Here is a 16,514-nt window from a genome sequence, read left to right on the forward strand (position 1 = left end):
AACAAGCCCTACTTCATTTCACCGTAGCGTTCTAGATACAGAACCGTTGCAGCAGTACGAGAAGGCACTTGCAGCTTTTTCAGCAAGCTTTTCATATGTACCTTAACTGTCGATTCAGAAATAAACAGGTGATCTGCTATCTGCTTGTTACGGTAACCTTTCGCGACTTCTTGAAGGATTTGCATTTCGCGTTCAGTCAGTTGGTCGAAGATATCATTGCGGCTACCAGCGTCATTTAAGTAACGAGCAACCACACTGCTGTAAGCCTTGTCACCGCTGTGTGCTTGCTTAAGCAGTTCGATTAACTCATCGGGTTCTGTGTCTTTCAACAAATAGCCATCAGCGCCTGCTTTTACAATCGCTTCAATGTCTGCAGGGCTATCAGAAACCGTTAGAATAACGATGTTAGCGCTTGAGCCATCAGTACGAAGTGCTTTCAGCGTGTCAAGTCCAGACATGCCTTTCATATTAAGATCCAAAAGGATCAGGTCCGGTTCTTCTTCATGGGCAAGAGCGACCGCTTCAGTACCGTTACTTGCTTCTGCAATCACTTCGAATTCATCTTCAAAGCTCAGTAATTGGCTTATACCTCTGCGCATCAATGGATGATCATCAACCAGCATTACTTTACAAATCGTCAACTTTAACTTCCTTCAAACTTTTATATTTCAATATGACTGTACAGCCTTCACCTTGAGCCGCTTCAATCGTTAAGTCGCCATTCAGTCTTGCCGCACGCTCCTGCATAATGCTCATCCCGTAGTGGTTCATCTTAGAACTACTTGAGTCAAAGCCATCTCCATTATCTTTAATCACGACTAATACTTCACCGTCCTCATCGATACAGCATACATCTATCAAGTCGGCATTGGCGTGTTTTATTGCGTTAATTGTTGCTTCACGAATCAATTGAAGCAAGTGAACCTGACTATGTGCATCAAGTTCTATGGATGAAAGATTGTTGGTTAGGTTAATCTTTGCATCTGTTCTTTCACTGAGCTCTTCAAGCATGGTGCTCAAAGCGTCTCCAAAGTTACCCTCTTTTATCGTCAACCTAAAGGTTGTGAGCAACTCTCGTAATTGAGTATAGGCATCAGCTAAACCGTTGCCGATTTCAGACGCTATTTGTTCAGATTGCTCTCGATGCTGTTGCTCTGGCAATTTGCCAATCACGCGCTTCAATAAGGTCACTTGAATTTTCAGATACGAAAGTGACTGAGCAAGTGAATCATGCAGCTCACGTGCAATCGTTGCACGCTCTTCCATTATAATAAGCTGCTCTGCTTTTTTCTGCGCTCGATTATAATAGATCGCTCGTGATAACAGTTGGATAAAGCTCTCAATCAGCGTCTTGGTTGAATGACCGTGATGATATGAACAATATAAATAGCCCAAGATGAGCTCGTTATCATCCAACTTCATTTCAAATTTTTCATAATCCAAGTTCGAATCATACCCTTCGTCCATAATCAATGAACGACCCGAATTATCTGCTATCTCAAGCCTTAACGACTCTATCCCTTCTAAACTGACTAGGTGCTGCAGAATCGCTCGGAAGTTTTCAGGTGCAATCCGCGTTACCGTGAGCTCTTGTGAGGAGTGGTAAAGCGCCTGCAAAGATTGGTTGGCGTTTTGCAACTCGACTGTCTTAGCATCCACAACAGATTCAAGGTTTCGATAGAGCACTCCCAAATCTTTGGCCATCGAGTTAAACGTTTTAGTCAGGATGCCCAGTTCGTTGTTATTGGTGACCTTTAATTCTACCTCAAAGTCACTGTTTTTGATCCGCTGACTGGCTCCAACGAGCGCATGTAGTGGCTTAACAACTTGTTTACGTACAAAGTGAACAACAAAAAGAGATATGACGAGAATTCCGCCTAAACCAATACCACCAGCCCACGCTAATTTTATTAACTTGTCTTCAGAGAACTCTTGCAGCTTATAAACGAAGCCATCGATTTCAGCCACGAAGTTTTCAACCAACACGAGATAGTGATCGCGCTCTTCACTATTCAAGACTTGTTTTAGTTCATGCCAACGGCCAATAATCAGATAGTAGTCTTGAGTAATGTCAGTTGGAACATTCCAACTGACTAAGTTGGTCATCGACGGCGAGTAAAGAGAACTTTCGAACTCACGAATATGAGATTCGTAATCGACGGATTCTATTTGAATATCATGGGCTAAACGGTAGCTCTGCATTCGCATTGAGCCAGCCACGTTAACCGCTTCAGCATCATTCAAACTTGAAGCTAAAGTAAAGATGGCAAAGCCAGTCGTAGCAACCGACAACAGCAGTATAGAGAGCAAGGATTTTGCTATCGTACTTGTTACAGATGAAACCGGTCTTATAAGCAAAAGTGCCTTCCTATTGATAAATGACTTGCCAGCAATATCGTATTGTCACACATCAAAAATCATAGCTCCATTCAATATGTGATCACTCGCTCCGTAATTTATTGATCTAAGACAATATATGCCCCCAATTAGCCCTTAGGGGGTATTTATACAATTGTTTCTAAAACTACACTACTTATGAGGACTCATTACAAGATATTAATAGAATAATGACCTACAATTACAACATCTTAGTAACATCTATAGGTATCTAGTGGTAGATCTATCAAAACGCCGTCTTTTTTCAAGACGAAAAGTTGACTCAAGCCAGATTCGTTTGCCTTGGATTAACAACCTAGAAAACTTTACAGGTGACTGTACTCGCTGCGGTAAATGCATCGAGAATTGTGAGACTAAGATAATCATTGTAGGCGATGGTGGGTTTCCTACTGTCGATTTCTCTATTGATGAGTGTACGTTCTGTTATCAATGTGCAGATGTTTGTCCCGAACCCATTTTTAAGCCAAAGCAAGGAGAGCCTTGGCAAGCAAAAGCACATATCTCTGATAAGTGTTTAGCGCAACAAAATGTTGAATGCCGGAGCTGTGGTGACATGTGTGAACCTATGGCCATTCAATTTCAACTTAGAGCAGGCAGTGTTGCTCTACCAAAAATCAAGTTAGATGAGTGTAGCGGTTGTGGAGCCTGCGTAGCAGTTTGCCCTACTTCGGCTATTCTTGTGAGTAATGCATAAAACAAAAATAACGAGAGCAATTTATGGCACTAAATGAAGTGCATATATCAAGTTTAGTCGTGCATGTGAGCCCAGAGCATCTAGACGAGATCAAAGCACAAATCGAACAGTTCGATAATGCAGAGATTTACGGCAGTAGCCCTGAAGGCAAAATCATAGTGGTCCTAGAAACCGAAAACCAAGGTTTTGTAACGGATACCATCGAAGAAATTAATAATATTACGAACGTTTTAGGGACAGCTTTGGTTTATCACCAAATCGAAACTGGACTGGACGAAACGGATTTAGAAACTGGAAGCAATAATTCTCAACTTGAGGGTGAAGTATGAAAATGACAAGACGCGCGTTTGTGAAAGCAAACGCAGCTGCATCAGCGGCAGCCGTTGCAGGCGTAACACTACCAGCAACAGCAACCAATCTGATTGCTAGCTCTGATCAAACAAAAATCACGTGGGATAAAGCGCCTTGTCGTTTTTGTGGTACGGGCTGTTCGGTACTAGTTGGTACTCAAAACGGCAAAGTGGTTGCGACTCAAGGCGACCCAGAAGCACCAGTAAACAAAGGCCTTAACTGTATCAAAGGCTACTTCCTTTCAAAAATCATGTACGGCAAAGACCGTCTAGAACAACCTCTTCTTCGTATGAAAGATGGCGAGTTCCACAAAGATGGTGATTTTGCACCAGTATCTTGGGACAAAGCGTTCGACGTGATGGCTGAGAAATGGAAAGCATCTCTTAAGAAGAACGGCCCAACAGGTGTTGGTATGTTCGGTTCTGGTCAGTGGACAGTAATGGAAGGCTACGCAGCCGTTAAGATGATGAAAGCGGGTTTCCGTTCAAACAACATCGATCCAAACGCTCGTCACTGTATGGCTTCTGCGGTAGGTGCATTCATGCGTACCTTCGGTATCGATGAGCCAATGGGTTGTTACGATGACTTTGAACACGCAGACGCATTTGTACTGTGGGGTTCAAACATGGCAGAAATGCACCCAGTACTATGGACTCGTATTACAGACCGTCGTCTAAGCCACCCACACGTTAAAGTAAACGTACTGTCTACTTACTACCACCGTTCTTTCGAGCTTGCAGACACGGGTTACATCTTCGAACCTCAATCAGATCTAGCTATTGCTAACTTCATTGCTAACTACATCATTCAAAACGATGCAGTTAACTGGGACTTCGTGAACAAGCACACGAACTTCAAGCAAGCAACGACAGACATCGGCTACGGTCTGCGTGACGATGATCCGCTACAGAAAGCAGCAGCAAACCCTAACTCAGGTGAAATGACTGCGATCTCTTTCGAAGACTACAAAGCTTCTGTTGCTGAATACACCGTTGAGAAAGCATCTGAAATGTCAGGCGTATCTCAAGAGGACCTTATCAAGTTGGCTAAGCAATACGCCGATCCAAACATCAAAGTAATGTCACTTTGGACTATGGGTATGAACCAACATACTCGTGGCGTATGGATGAACAGCCTTGTGTACAACATCCACCTTCTTACAGGTAAGATTTCTACTCCAGGTAACAGCCCATTCTCACTAACTGGCCAACCATCTGCGTGTGGTACAGCTCGTGAAGTTGGTACGTTCTCTCACCGTCTACCGGCAGATATGGTTGTTGCTAACCCTAAACACCGTAAGATTGCAGAAGACATCTGGAAACTTCCAGAAGGCACTATCCCTGCTAAACCAGGTGCTCACGCTGTTGTTCAAGACCGTATGCTTAAAGACGGTAAGATCAACGCTTACTGGGTAATGTGTAACAACAACATGCAAGCGGGTCCAAACATCAACACTGAACGTCTGCCAGGTTACCGTAACCCAGATAACTTCATTGTATGTTCTGACCCGTATCCAACGGCAACAGCTCAAGCGGCTGACCTTATCCTTCCAACAGCAATGTGGATTGAGAAAGAAGGTGCTTACGGTAACGCAGAGCGTCGTACACAAGCATGGTACCAACAAGTGAAAACCGTAGGTGAAGCTAAGTCTGACCTATGGCAAATCATGGAATTCTCTAAGCGCTTCACTATTGAAGAAGTTTGGGGTGAAGAACTGGTTGCGAAAATGCCTGAGTACCGTGGCAAAACCATGTACGACGTGCTTTACAAAAACGGCAATGTTGATGCCTTCCCACTGTCTGAAGCGCAAGAGCTTAACGACGATGCACAAGCTCAAGGTTTCTACGTTCAAAAAGGTCTATTCGAAGAATACGCAGCCTTTGGTCGCGGCCACGGTCACGATTTAGCACCATACGATCGCTACCACCAAGTTCGTGGTCTACGTTGGCCTGTTGTTGACGGTAAAGAGACACTATGGCGCTTTAAAGAAGGTTCGGATCCATACGCTAAGAAAGGCTCTGATTGGGACTTCTACGGTAAGCCAGATGGTAAAGCGCTGATCATCAATGCGCCATACGAAGCGCCACCTGAAGTACCAAACGATGAATACGATATGTGGCTATGTACAGGTCGTGTTCTTGAGCACTGGCACACAGGTACTATGACTCGTCGTGTACCAGAACTTTACAAAGCAGTACCTGATGCACTTTGTTACATCCACCCTGCTGATGCTAAAGCTCGTGGCCTTCGCCGTGGTGATGAAGTTCTTATCGAAAACAAACGTGGTGAAGTACGCGTTCGTGTTGAAACTCGTGGTCGTAACCGTCCACCACAAGGCTTGGTATTCGTACCATTCTTTGATGCAAGAATTCTGATCAACAAGTTGATCTTGGATGCAACGGATCCTCTGTCTAAACAGACGGATTATAAGAAGTGTCCAGTTAAGATCACTAAGGTTTCTTAAGAGCTAAGCGCTTTCGAACCTAGATACAAGATCTAACGTATTTAATATTGCGACTACTTTTTTCGTTACTTTTTGAAAGAAGTAGTCCACTCAAAGAATTAGCCTTTAGGCGGAGAAATTAACCATGAAAAAACTGATTACTGCCCTACTATCAGCTGGTCTTTTGCTAGCTGGTGCAGTTCAAGCTGAAGCTGAGCTGGATAACCCAGGCGGCATTGGTGGCGTAGAATCTCTACGTGGTGCAAGTGAACTAGAAGCAACTCGAGCAGCAGATGACTTCAAAAATTTCCCTCGTGACCAAGTACTTGAGAGTGACTATGTATACCAACCACCTCTAGTGCCTCATACTATTCGTAGCTATGAAGTTTCTCTTAACGCTAACAAGTGTCTTTCTTGCCACAGCTGGAAAAACGCAAAAGAAATGGGTGCTACTAAAGTGAGTGTAACTCACTACATGAACCGTGAAGATGCGGTACTTGCAGACGTATCACCTCGTCGTTACTTCTGTCTACAGTGTCACGTACCTCAAGCTAATGCTAAGCCACTAGTTGAGAACGAGTTCAAACCTGTAGATTCACTGCGTTAATCGTAGCCGGACTGTAAGAGAGGCTATATATGATAAAATTACTTAAAGCGTTTTGGAAAAGACTCGCGACACCAAGTAAAGCAGCCGTAGGCGTTGTTTTGTTCTTGGGTTTCTCGGGTGGTCTTTTGTTCTGGGGTGCATTCAACACGGGTATGGAGGCAACCAACACGGAAGAGTTCTGTTCTGGCTGTCACGCACCTATTGTTGAAGAGATCCAAGAGACGATTCACTACTCTAACCGTTCAGGCGTTCGTGCAATCTGTTCAGACTGTCACGTACCGCATGAGTGGACTGATAAAATTGTTCGTAAAGTTCAAGCATCAAAAGAGCTATATGCGCACTTTATTTCTAAGACGATTGATACGCCTGAGAAATTCAAAGAGCGTCGTCATCACTTAGCAGAGCGCGAATGGGCTCGATTGAAAAAGAACGATTCACTTGAGTGTCGTAACTGCCACCAATTCGATTACATGGACTTCTCAGAGCAAAGCCCTCGTAGTGCGAAACAACACTCGACAGCGTTAGCTTCTGGTGAGAAAACGTGTGTAGACTGTCACAAAGGTATTGCACACAAACTACCAGATATGCACGGCGTTGAAGGCTGGCAATAAGGAGCGATTGAATGAGTACTTTAGAAAGCGTAATTTGGCACATCCTAGGTTACAGCGCTATGCCAGTTATCATTCTTGGCGGCTTCGCAGGTGTTGCAGCCGTATCTCTTTGGATTTTATCTATGGGTAAAGACAAAGAAATCGATTAACAATCGAGATTACATCAACTTCTTCTAGCTATTTCTGATATGAGTTGATACGAAAAAGCCACTGATTTCAGTGGCTTTTTTATTATCTGACGTTGTATATTTCTATTATTGAATGTGACTTAACGCCCTAAGCTTCTTTTTCTGGCGCTTCTGTCTCTGCAGTCTCTTTATCCACCCGCTCTTTATCCACAATCGGCAGCACCTGTTTTACATAGTTGCCCGGCGCCTTGCCAATCACAGGGTGAAGCTCTGAACCTTGATTGAAAGGTTCGATTTTTTCTTCAGTTTCAAAACCTTGTAACCACTGATTCCAGTGTGTCCACCAAGAACCTTCATTGTGAGTAGCATTAGTTAGCCACTCGTCCGCCGAGTCGTCTAAGTTGTCATTCAGCCAGAACCCGTACTTATTCTTATCTGGATGGTTAACAATACCCGCAATATGACCAGACTCGCCAAGCACGAACGTCTTGTTGCCACCGGTATTCAAAGCACCACGGTAAGTTCCCTGCCAAAGCGCGATATGATCTTCTTTGGCTGAAATGAAGTAGCTTGGTATTTTTATCTTATTGAGATCAATCCAAACACCGCCCACTTTCACACCTTTGTCTTGAACCAGTTTGTTTTCAAGATAAAGCTCTCGCAGCAAGAAGTTATGACACTTAGCTGCTACGTTTGTGCTATCACTGTTCCAGTACAGAAGATCAAACTCCATCGGGCTGCTGCCTTTGAGGTAGTTATCAATGTAGTAGTTCCAGTAAAGACTGTTTTCACGTAGCAAACTGAACGTCACACTCAATGAGCGACCATCCATATAGCCTTTGGCGTCGTTCTGTTTCTCAATCGCGTTAATGATCGTTTCGTTGATATACGCGCCAACCTCTCCCGGCTGCGAGAAATCCAACAAGGTGGTAAAGAAGGTCGCTGTTTTGATGCGCTTTTTCATTCGTTTCGCAGCGTAATAAGCTACGGTCGAAGCCAACACCGTACCGCCAATACAGTAACCGGCTGCATTGATTTGCTCTTTACCTGTGATGTCTTCAATCGCGGTAACGGCTTTAACCACACCTTCCGTGACATAGTCACCAAACTCAGTGTCTTTCTGCGCTTCACCTGGGTTGCGCCAAGACATCATGAATACGCTATGCCCTTGCTCAAGTAACCAGCGCGCCATCGAGTTCTTCTCACGAAGATCAAGAATGTAGTACTTATTGATGAACGGCGGAACGATCAACAAAGGCGTCGCGTTAACCTGCGGTGTCTTTGGATGGTACTGAATCAGTTCAAACAGCTCGTTTTGAAAAACAACATCACCTTCGGTGTTCGCCACATCCACACCCAATCGAAAAGCGTTATTGTTGGTCATGCGGATCTTGAGTATATCGGCGCTTGCTTCAACGTCCGCTTGTAACTGCTCTAACCCATCGAGAAGGTTTTCACCATTTCGCTCAAGCGTCAGTTTCATCAACTCTGGATTCGTTGCAATAAAATTGCTTGGAGAAAGTGCATTGATTGCCTGACGAGAAAAGAACGCCACTCTCTCTTTGGTTTTTTCGTCAATACCCTCGATCGAGTTGATAGTGTCGATATAGCTTTTACTGAATAACAAATAGGATTGTTTGATAAAGCTGTAGAACGGGTCGTTTTTCCACGCTTCATCAATAAAGCGCTTGTCGCTGCGGTCTTCTGAGATAAGACTCTCGGTGTTGCCCATCAGCGCGGCATTCTGCCAGATCTTAAGTTGCTGTTCCCACCATTGAGATTGTAACTGAAGTAGAACAGCGGGTTGGTTGGCGGCTTGCTCGAAGATTTTTGATGCATCCTCAAAGTTCAATTCTTGCATCGCTTGGTTTAGGGGAGATTGCGCGGCTTCCTTGTTTTGTTCAAAGCTTTCCCACCATTGCTGGTTCGTTTGTTGAAGTTTAACAAGGTAGTCCGAAAAGAAGTGTTGAAACATAACATGACTCCAATAATCGGAAAATCGCCACCGAGCCTCACAGCAAACACTGCGCTAACTCGATGGCGATTAAATTTATGCAGGTGTAACTGTTTTCAAGTTTTCAGTTGTTAGTGTTTCAACATCTTCTTTGAACTCTTTTGCAGCAGCTTGCATTTTTGAGCTATCAGTCATCATCTGTTGAGACAGTTGAGTTAGCGCTGCTAGTTGCTGGCTGTTGAAAGCCGTTAGGCTAGTCACGTCTTTGATTTCAGTCACTGCTTTCATTTGCGCAAGACCCATGTCCGTGTAAGTCTGCATTGCATTCATTTGCAGTTCAGTCATCGTTTGGACGTTCTTTGCAACCAACTTGTTGAACTTTAAGTACGGTTCAAATTGCTTTTCAGTTTGGTCAGTAATTGTTTTGAAAATATCCGTGTACATAAGTAACTCCTGATGAATACATAGTTTAATAAATTTGTGTCACTACCGTTTCAGCCAACGCTCATCGATTAACTCACGATGCTTTGAAAAGCTGATCCGATATTTTAAGCTTGCTACCGATATATCAGGCTCTAACCTTCAATACCTTTTAGCAAAACAGCGGTTCCCATTCCTCCACCCACACAGAGTGAAGCAACACCATAAGTTGTCTTTTGTTCAAGCATCTCATGGATAAGTGAAACAATGATTCGATTGCCTGAAGCTCCTAGAGGGTGGCCTAACGCGATCGCTCCACCATTCACATTGACCTTAGGTTTGAACGCTTCTAGAGGCAGGTCGTGCTGCTCAGAAAGCTGATACATCACACCAAGCGCTTGTGCTGCAAAGGCTTCATTCAGTTCAAACAAATCGATCTCTTCAAGCGTGAGTTCAGCTTTGTCGAGCGCTTTCGATACCGCTTCCACAGGACCTAAGCCCATGATTTTTGGGTCTAAGCCAGATTGTGCGTAGCTGCTTAGTTCAACCAGTGGTGTTAGCCCGTATTTCGCGACTGCGCTCTCTGATGCCAAGATAATTGCACTCGCACCGTCATTGATACCTGAAGCGTTGCCCGCCGTTACGGTTCCTTCACGGTCGAATGCCGGACGAAGCTTTTGTAGGCCTTCGAATGTTGCGTCAGATTTCGGATACTCATCAGTATCAAAAATGACTGTCTGTCTACGTTGCTTGACTTCAACTGGCACGATTTGCTCGGTGAATTTGCCTGCTTCGATTGCCGCGACCGCTTTCTGTTGGCTCTCTAACGCATAGTTATCTTGAGCAAGACGTGAAATGTTCAACGCATTCGCGATGTTTTCAGCCGTCATGCCCATGTGGTAGTTGTTAAACGCATCCGTTAAACCATCACCTACCAACAGATCTTTCATCGAAATGTCGCCCATCTTGTGTCCGTTACGAATGCTCGGCGGAACCACAAAAGGGATTTGAGACATCACTTCAACACCAGCAGCAACCACCACTTCAGCGTCTTGCGCCTTAATGTGTGCCGCAGCATCCATGACTGACTTCATGCCACTGCCACAAATCATGTTGACGCCGTACGCTGGCGTTTCTTCTGCAAGCCCTGCGTAGATTGAGGCTTGACGCGCTACGCCCATACCCTGCCCAGCAGAAATCACGTTGCCGACGATCACTTCATCAATCGCATCTAACGAAATATCGACAGACTCAAGCGCACCTTTGATCGCAACGCCAGCCAGCTCGCCCGCAGATACATTTTTTAGCGACCCGGTAAATGCACCAATAGGAGTGCGCTTAGCCGCAACAATAAATACTTTTTCCATCATTCCAATCCCTTCAGTTTCGCCAATTAGTGCATGTACAAGCCGCCATTCACAGACAATGTCTCGCCTGTAATGTACGCGCCAGATTCACTCGCTAAAAAGCCCACTGCGTCTGCAATCTCAACAGGTGTCGCTAAGCGTTTCATAGGGATTTGGTTCTTGATTGAATCAAGTACTTCGGGCTTCATTTGCTCAACCATAGGGGTTGCTGTGTAGCCAGGAGCAATCACGTTCACGGTTACGCCGCTACGAGCACCTTCCGCAGCCAAAGCTTTAGAGAAACCGATCATTCCTGCTTTCGCTGCAGAGTAGTTGGTTTGTCCAAACTGACCTTTAAGAGCATTGACGGAAGAGATGTTGATAACACGACAGTTACCTTTCTCACACATAGGGGCGAACAGAGGTTGAGTCACGTTGAACAAACTGTTTAAGTTCGTTTCAATCACGTCTTTCCACGCTTCGGCATCCATTTTTTTAAAGACGCTATCACGTGTAATACCTGCGTTATTGACCAGCACATCCACCGTGCCTTCTTCTTCTAACAACTTGCTTAAGCTCAGCGCACATTCCGCAGTATTGGTAACATCTAATTCAAACAATCTTACTTGATCTTCGGTGAATTGTTTTTCATTAAACCAATCCAATGCACATTGGTAATTTCCAGTAAAATAAGTCGCGATAACACGATAGCCGTCTGCAACTAATTTAGAGGAAATTGCTGAGCCGATACCGCCTTTTGACCCTGTAATTAAAGCAAGCTTTTTCATTAATGGTTCCATCCCTTACAAGCAATTAAATAACAATGATGTTAATAAGATAATGTCTTAGTTGATAATTAAACTTTTCGTTTTGCTTTAATTAAACCCTACAACTCAAGATCAAAAAGTATTATTACAAATATAAAATATTTCCGTATTATGATTAAAAACTAGACTTGCATCCCAAAACCAATGAAATGTTACACATATGTAAACCAACGCAAGACTATGATATTAGTAAGTTTTATTTAATTTCACTTTTATCATTAAGCCGATAAGCCATTGTTTACCATAAATAAAATGATGCTCTCTAACTTATTTCAAGAATAATGCAACATTGGAAAATCAAACAATTGACGGTGCAAATAATAATCAGACCATTATTTCTTATTAATAAATCTATCGAGGCTAACCTATATCGAGTTCAATATAATTTAATGCTTAAATTCATAGTAACTAACTGTTTGATTAGGTGATGAAAAACATGAGCAATAAAAAAGCCCACTCTCGCTGAGAGCAGGCTTTCGGTCTAAATCAATAAATAGAAAGGTTAATCGCTATTAATACATCGAATATTAATAACGGAGTGGATCTTACTTAGTAAATATTTCGTTTGTATTTACATCCAAATAAATTTTATTTTCAAGAGATAAACCACCGCAATAGATAAAATAGACATCTCGCTCACTGTACTTCACCGATTTCACCCAACCACCTAATTCTTCGAAATCACTTGGGTCACATTCACCATCAGAGATCAGCTCTGCAACCGTATTGCGAAACTTCTCTTTATGGATTTTAAGGTCGTCGGACTTAACCAAATAGGAATCCAATATCTCTTTGCTTTCTTTATCCGAAATAATGACTTCATCATTGGATAGGCCAGACATCGAGACCCATTCAGCTGTCTGCGGACCACCTTCCTTGAGAACAATATAATCAGAGATACGAGCCCATTCGCCCTGTTTCTCTAGCACCTCCACCTTTTCTCCTTTATAGAGGTAATCTGTTATCAAGCCATCAATTTCAGGTTGCTCAACTACTTCAAGCTTTCTCTCCAAAACGTAAAATTCCGTCTGCTCTGGTTCAGGCTGAAGATCCATGATGGGTGCGAGGTCAGATTCAGATTGCTTGGTAGCTTCTAACGCCGGCTCTTCCGTTTGCTCTAGTGGGATTGGGTCTTTATTCATGACCAAGAAGTAGTATGCCGCACCTCCCCCTCCGCCCAATATCAACAACACAAGTAAAGCGATCAGCGCTTTTTTCATCAAATCCACCAGCTCTTCCGTTATAGGTATATCTCAAGTGTACATCAACTCATCCTGCTGCTCATCTATACTCTTGATAGATCGCACGGTAAGTAGAGGAAAGTCATGAGTTTTTGGGGAAAGGTTATCATTGCAAGCATAACTTTGAGTGCCAATGTCGCTCTAGCGAATCATTGTGACCGTAAAAACTGGCAAACACTGCTGGATCGTCAGCTCTCGTTTGAAGGTCGCTATAATCAGTACACCAAAGAGTTCAACCAAGTTCTCTCAACCTATGAATCACAAACCTTGTTATCTAAACACTTTAATGAAGAGCAGATTGTTGAGCTTTGGGGAAAGTACGAAGAAAGGTTTAGTTTGCAGCTCAAGAGTCATATGAATACCGCGTATGATGTCTCTGAGGTATTGTTACAACAGGCGTACGTTGTGTCTACTGAACTTGAAGGTGCTCAGTCTCTAAAGTATTCATGGCAAGTCGTCGCCAAACACTGCACTAAAGCAAAACTCCCACACCAAGTAGAAAACGCGCAGATGCACGTACAAAGCTCACAATCACTCTACCGAGATCTCCATACACTCAGTGAAAAATTCCGGCAGCTGTCTTCAAAATACCGCAGAGAAGCTAAGATGATTGATAAAGCAAGTCACACAAACTAGCCGATAAAGAATGTACAAAACTGACATCGCCTTTAGATTTTCTCACTTGTTCGACTGGATTTTTCCGGTAAATATGTTCTCCCTCATTCATAACATTCTAAGAACTCGTTAATAAAAGCTTTATCAATAAGTTGTAAAACTAATGTGCTAACTATCAACAATGAAGTTCAATTTCCGACCAATGCAAGCGAGTATGTGAGATATTCATCACAAAATAGATTTACAAACGCCAGAAAATTGTTATCATGAATCTTCATATAACTTAATAACAAGAAATATTTTGGCTAGGTAATATGCAAAAGACTATGGCTTTCAACTGCTTGAGTAACACGGAATGGACTGCAGAGATAAGAGGTAAACTTTTATCTGTAGCTAAACACATGGAAGAGTTCGGTTCAGTAAGTGAGCTAGAGCTATGTAAGATATTTGGAGAGACAATTTGGAATGACGGTGTGGATTACCATTCACATGCTTTTTCATTCAGAATTAACGCACAAACTGGGGATTGTTCAATCTCTAACTTTAAGTATCACTAAGTTTTGCACCTATCATATACGGAGTACCTTTCACGAGGTGCTCCGTTTTTTATTGCTTGGAACCTGACAAATTATCGATGACATTTGACATTGATGGTACTTCTAATTCAAGAGTAAACCATTTCGATTTCAGCTCATTCAGCTGCTGCGTAGCTGCTCTAATTTTGGTTTAATCGGTATAAATTGGCAGTGCCGCGTTGCCTTTTACTTGTCTTATCGCAAGGTGAGTATGGATGTCTTTCACGTTAGAGAGCCTTTGAAGTTTTCTTGTAAATGCCTCGTAAGCCATCAAGTTCGGGCTAACCACCTCTAAGAGATAATCATAAGCCCCAGATACAACGTGGCAACTGATAACCTCCTCCATTTCTACAACAGCCCCTTCAAACTTATTAATCGACACTTCTTGGTGATTGTTTAAGCTTACCTCAACAAATACACTCATTGCGATGCCAACTTGCTCTCGAGACAAGCTCACACGATAACCGTCAATAATGCCCTTTTCTTCTAGCCTTTTGACCCGCCTTGCGCAAGGCGACGGTGACAAACCCACTTCATCAGCAAGTTCAGCCGTGGTTAACCTACCATCTTTTTGTAGCAGTTCGAGAAGATGTCTATCAATTCTATCCATAGCAAATGCCAAACATTAGTTAAATCCGTTAATTATTTGGCAAATATTAGCAGAAATCCTCAACGATAGCTCAAGTTAGACCAAAACTTGCCAACCTGTGGCACACCAACTATCCCATAATGGGCCATCACCCACTCTCCTTTTATATTATGAATCTTGGCTACTTATCTATTACTGTCACCCTACTCATTTGGGCGAGCTTTTTCCTGTCTCTTAAAGGCGGAGCAAATTCAGATTTAACACCTGCAGATATCGCTCTCACAAGGTTTCTCATACCGGCTTTGGTGTTATTGCCTCTGATGTGGAAAGCACGCAGTGCGATTGCTGAAGTCCCAAAACGATATCTAACGGGTATGTTTGTTGGTAGCGGATTACCTTATCTACTTGTTGCAGGAACGGCCATGAAGTTTGTTCCGGTATCACACGGGAGTGCTTTGGTTCCGGGAACGCTTCCTCTGTTCGTAACAGGAATCGCGGTACTCTTTTTTAAACAACCGCTTAGCCGGCACCGTGTCGTTGGTTTAAGTCTTGTTTTACTCGGGATATTGTTGTTTCTAGGAAATAGCTTAAGCAGCTTCAACTTTGAATACACCAAAGGTCACTTGTTGTTTTTGTGCGGCAGCTTGATGTGGGCAACTTTTACCATCTCAGCACGTGTTGCCAACCTTAATGCGCTCGTGAGTGCAGGTTTTATCTCATTCTGTTCCACTTTGCTGTTACTAGCCCTAATCCTGACAGGAACGCTACCTAGCCATTTAATGGATACCCCAATCGCTCAATGGCCTTTCGCAGAGCTTGCCCTTCATTCAGCAGTGCAAGGCGTTGGTGCAGGTTTAATCGCGGCTTTCACTTATTTATATGCTGTAAACACGTTAGGGGCTGAACGTTCTGCCGCTTTTGGCAGTGCAACACCTGCTGTGGCAACCTTGTTAGCGATACCGCTTTTTAATGAGATTCCAGATATAATGACTTGGCTGGCCCTTGGTTCGATTTGCATTGGCAGTTTGGTCGCGAGCAATATTTTCATGAAGCATGACAAGTCTATGCAGTATCAACCTCCAAGCCATAGCAAAGCCTGATGCTGCGTTCAAACCAACGCACAGTTCTCCTAAGCATCGACCTTAGGGTTTGCAGTACACAGATAAGCCTACCAACGTAAGCTTATCCAAAATCTGCTTTTTCTAAGCTCGCTTCTCCATTAAACTGTCCGACCTTTTTGTCGATCCAAGAGAACACCATGCAACGCGATTACACTTTAACTTGCTTAAACAGCATGCCTCGTGAAGAACTAGAAGAATTTAGTTTAAGAATGATTCATCGCCTTGTCCCTGAAGATGCAATGACGGAACTGTTTACGTTCGAACAGGAAGAAGTGACCAATGAAGAGCGTATGCAATCAGCGAAGTTTGATGCGATGCTTCGAATGACCGCAATCGCGCTGAGTGAGGTCAACCTTGCATTTAGCGAGTCAGATAACTCACAACAAAACATCGAGCGCATGACTCGACTATTGCTTTGGCACTTCTATGCAATGTCGTTCAACCTTGAGCAAGCGATTAGCCTTGAAACTCACTGTGACAAAGTCGAGAAGATTTTGTTGAAAGCACCGACAGAAGCATTTGGTTGGGTAAAAGAGCTAACAGAGTTGCTTCACTTCTATGCCAAAGTGAATGACGACAAAGAAAACGGATAGAC

The 16,514-nt window shown here is 43.3% G+C and carries 18 protein-coding genes; 10 read left to right on the forward strand and 8 right to left on the reverse strand.

Annotation, left to right across the window (positions count from 1 at the left end; all coding sequences use genetic code 11):
- Window positions 1–8: 8 nt before the first annotated feature.
- Window positions 9–641, reverse strand: coding sequence for a response regulator (locus ITG09_18705; GenBank protein ID UPR54965.1), 633 nt, complete (start codon window positions 639–641; stop codon window positions 9–11).
- Window positions 628–2,358, reverse strand: a complete 1,731-nt coding sequence (gene narQ / locus ITG09_18710; GenBank protein ID UPR54966.1) for a nitrate/nitrite two-component system sensor histidine kinase NarQ — start codon at window positions 2,356–2,358, stop codon at window positions 628–630. Before narQ ends, ITG09_18705 begins: the two co-directional genes overlap by 14 nt.
- A gap of 253 nt (window positions 2,359–2,611) precedes the next feature.
- On the opposite strand from narQ, the gene napF reads away from it, so the two are divergent.
- The 6 genes from napF to ITG09_18740 all read left to right on the forward strand — a co-directional run bounded on the left by napF (window position 2,612) and on the right by ITG09_18740 (window position 7,252).
- Complete coding sequence (gene napF, locus ITG09_18715) at window positions 2,612–3,091, forward strand: ferredoxin-type protein NapF (GenBank protein ID UPR54967.1); 480 nt, start codon at window positions 2,612–2,614, stop codon at window positions 3,089–3,091.
- 23 nt (window positions 3,092–3,114) lie between these two features.
- Window positions 3,115–3,420 (forward strand): chaperone NapD, encoded by a 306-nt coding sequence (locus ITG09_18720; GenBank protein UPR54968.1) that lies wholly within the window; start codon window positions 3,115–3,117, stop codon window positions 3,418–3,420.
- The gene (gene napA / locus ITG09_18725) at window positions 3,417–5,906 is read left to right on the forward strand and encodes a periplasmic nitrate reductase subunit alpha (protein ID UPR54969.1); all 2,490 of its coding nucleotides are present in this window, start codon (window positions 3,417–3,419) and stop codon (window positions 5,904–5,906) included. Before ITG09_18720 ends, napA begins: the two co-directional genes overlap by 4 nt.
- A gap of 124 nt (window positions 5,907–6,030) precedes the next feature.
- Window positions 6,031–6,492: a nitrate reductase cytochrome c-type subunit gene (locus ITG09_18730; GenBank protein ID UPR54970.1), complete on the forward strand. Its 462-nt coding sequence runs from the start codon at window positions 6,031–6,033 to the stop codon at window positions 6,490–6,492.
- Between the two features lie 29 nt (window positions 6,493–6,521).
- Window positions 6,522–7,103, forward strand: coding sequence for a NapC/NirT family cytochrome c (locus ITG09_18735; GenBank protein UPR54971.1), 582 nt, complete (start codon window positions 6,522–6,524; stop codon window positions 7,101–7,103).
- Window positions 7,104–7,114: 11 nt separating this feature from the next.
- Window positions 7,115–7,252 (forward strand): TIGR02808 family protein, encoded by a 138-nt coding sequence (locus ITG09_18740; protein ID UPR54972.1) that lies wholly within the window; start codon window positions 7,115–7,117, stop codon window positions 7,250–7,252.
- Between the two features lie 127 nt (window positions 7,253–7,379).
- Here ITG09_18740 and phaC read toward each other — a convergent pair whose 3' ends face one another.
- The 5 genes from phaC to ITG09_18765 form a co-directional block, all read right to left on the reverse strand.
- Window positions 7,380–9,206, reverse strand: a complete 1,827-nt coding sequence (gene phaC, locus ITG09_18745) for a class I poly(R)-hydroxyalkanoic acid synthase (GenBank protein ID UPR54973.1) — start codon at window positions 9,204–9,206, stop codon at window positions 7,380–7,382.
- A 75-nt stretch (window positions 9,207–9,281) separates the two neighbouring features.
- Complete coding sequence (locus tag ITG09_18750) at window positions 9,282–9,629, reverse strand: phasin family protein (protein ID UPR54974.1); 348 nt, start codon at window positions 9,627–9,629, stop codon at window positions 9,282–9,284.
- Between the two features lie 131 nt (window positions 9,630–9,760).
- Window positions 9,761–10,972, reverse strand: coding sequence for an acetyl-CoA C-acetyltransferase (locus ITG09_18755; GenBank protein UPR55210.1), 1,212 nt, complete (start codon window positions 10,970–10,972; stop codon window positions 9,761–9,763).
- Between the two features lie 26 nt (window positions 10,973–10,998).
- Window positions 10,999–11,739 carry an SDR family oxidoreductase gene (locus ITG09_18760; GenBank protein ID UPR54975.1) on the reverse strand — a complete coding sequence of 247 codons (741 nt, stop codon included), beginning with the start codon at window positions 11,737–11,739 and terminating at the stop codon, window positions 10,999–11,001.
- 584 nt (window positions 11,740–12,323) lie between these two features.
- Window positions 12,324–13,007 (reverse strand): SH3 domain-containing protein, encoded by a 684-nt coding sequence (locus ITG09_18765; protein ID UPR54976.1) that lies wholly within the window; start codon window positions 13,005–13,007, stop codon window positions 12,324–12,326.
- A 96-nt stretch (window positions 13,008–13,103) separates the two neighbouring features.
- On the opposite strand from ITG09_18765, the gene ITG09_18770 reads away from it, so the two are divergent.
- The gene (locus ITG09_18770) at window positions 13,104–13,655 is read left to right on the forward strand and encodes a hypothetical protein (protein UPR54977.1); all 552 of its coding nucleotides are present in this window, start codon (window positions 13,104–13,106) and stop codon (window positions 13,653–13,655) included.
- Between the two features lie 293 nt (window positions 13,656–13,948).
- Window positions 13,949–14,191, forward strand: coding sequence for a hypothetical protein (locus ITG09_18775; protein ID UPR54978.1), 243 nt, complete (start codon window positions 13,949–13,951; stop codon window positions 14,189–14,191).
- Between the two features lie 169 nt (window positions 14,192–14,360).
- Here the strand turns inward: ITG09_18775 and ITG09_18780 are convergent, their stop codons facing one another.
- Window positions 14,361–14,819: an Lrp/AsnC family transcriptional regulator gene (locus ITG09_18780; GenBank protein ID UPR54979.1), complete on the reverse strand. Its 459-nt coding sequence runs from the start codon at window positions 14,817–14,819 to the stop codon at window positions 14,361–14,363.
- Between the two features lie 149 nt (window positions 14,820–14,968).
- On the opposite strand from ITG09_18780, the gene ITG09_18785 reads away from it, so the two are divergent.
- Both ITG09_18785 and ITG09_18790 read left to right on the forward strand, forming a co-directional pair.
- Entirely contained in the window at window positions 14,969–15,898 is a 930-nt protein-coding gene (locus ITG09_18785; protein UPR55211.1) for a DMT family transporter, read from the forward strand.
- 158 nt (window positions 15,899–16,056) lie between these two features.
- Window positions 16,057–16,512 (forward strand): exoribonuclease R, encoded by a 456-nt coding sequence (locus ITG09_18790; protein ID UPR54980.1) that lies wholly within the window; start codon window positions 16,057–16,059, stop codon window positions 16,510–16,512.
- Window positions 16,513–16,514: the final 2 nt, after the last annotated feature.

Source organism: Vibrio cyclitrophicus (genome assembly GCA_023206055.1).
Lineage (GTDB): Bacteria > Pseudomonadota > Gammaproteobacteria > Enterobacterales > Vibrionaceae > Vibrio > Vibrio cyclitrophicus_A.

Coding starts and splice junctions, on each gene's coding strand:
- ITG09_18720 (UPR54968.1), top strand. CDS start 3,115: ATGGCACTAAATGAAGTGCATATATCAAGTTTAGTCGTGCATGTGAGC.
- napA (UPR54969.1), top strand. CDS start 3,417: ATGAAAATGACAAGACGCGCGTTTGTGAAAGCAAACGCAGCTGCATCA.
- ITG09_18730 (UPR54970.1), top strand. CDS start 6,031: ATGAAAAAACTGATTACTGCCCTACTATCAGCTGGTCTTTTGCTAGCT.
- ITG09_18735 (UPR54971.1), top strand. CDS start 6,522: ATGATAAAATTACTTAAAGCGTTTTGGAAAAGACTCGCGACACCAAGT.
- ITG09_18740 (UPR54972.1), top strand. CDS start 7,115: ATGAGTACTTTAGAAAGCGTAATTTGGCACATCCTAGGTTACAGCGCT.
- phaC (UPR54973.1), bottom strand. CDS start 9,206: ATGTTTCAACACTTCTTTTCGGACTACCTTGTTAAACTTCAACAAACG.
- ITG09_18750 (UPR54974.1), bottom strand. CDS start 9,629: ATGTACACGGATATTTTCAAAACAATTACTGACCAAACTGAAAAGCAA.
- ITG09_18755 (UPR55210.1), bottom strand. CDS start 10,972: ATGGAAAAAGTATTTATTGTTGCGGCTAAGCGCACTCCTATTGGTGCA.
- ITG09_18760 (UPR54975.1), bottom strand. CDS start 11,739: ATGAAAAAGCTTGCTTTAATTACAGGGTCAAAAGGCGGTATCGGCTCA.
- ITG09_18770 (UPR54977.1), top strand. CDS start 13,104: ATGAGTTTTTGGGGAAAGGTTATCATTGCAAGCATAACTTTGAGTGCC.
- ITG09_18775 (UPR54978.1), top strand. CDS start 13,949: ATGCAAAAGACTATGGCTTTCAACTGCTTGAGTAACACGGAATGGACT.
- ITG09_18780 (UPR54979.1), bottom strand. CDS start 14,819: ATGGATAGAATTGATAGACATCTTCTCGAACTGCTACAAAAAGATGGT.
- ITG09_18785 (UPR55211.1), top strand. CDS start 14,969: ATGAATCTTGGCTACTTATCTATTACTGTCACCCTACTCATTTGGGCG.
- ITG09_18790 (UPR54980.1), top strand. CDS start 16,057: ATGCAACGCGATTACACTTTAACTTGCTTAAACAGCATGCCTCGTGAA.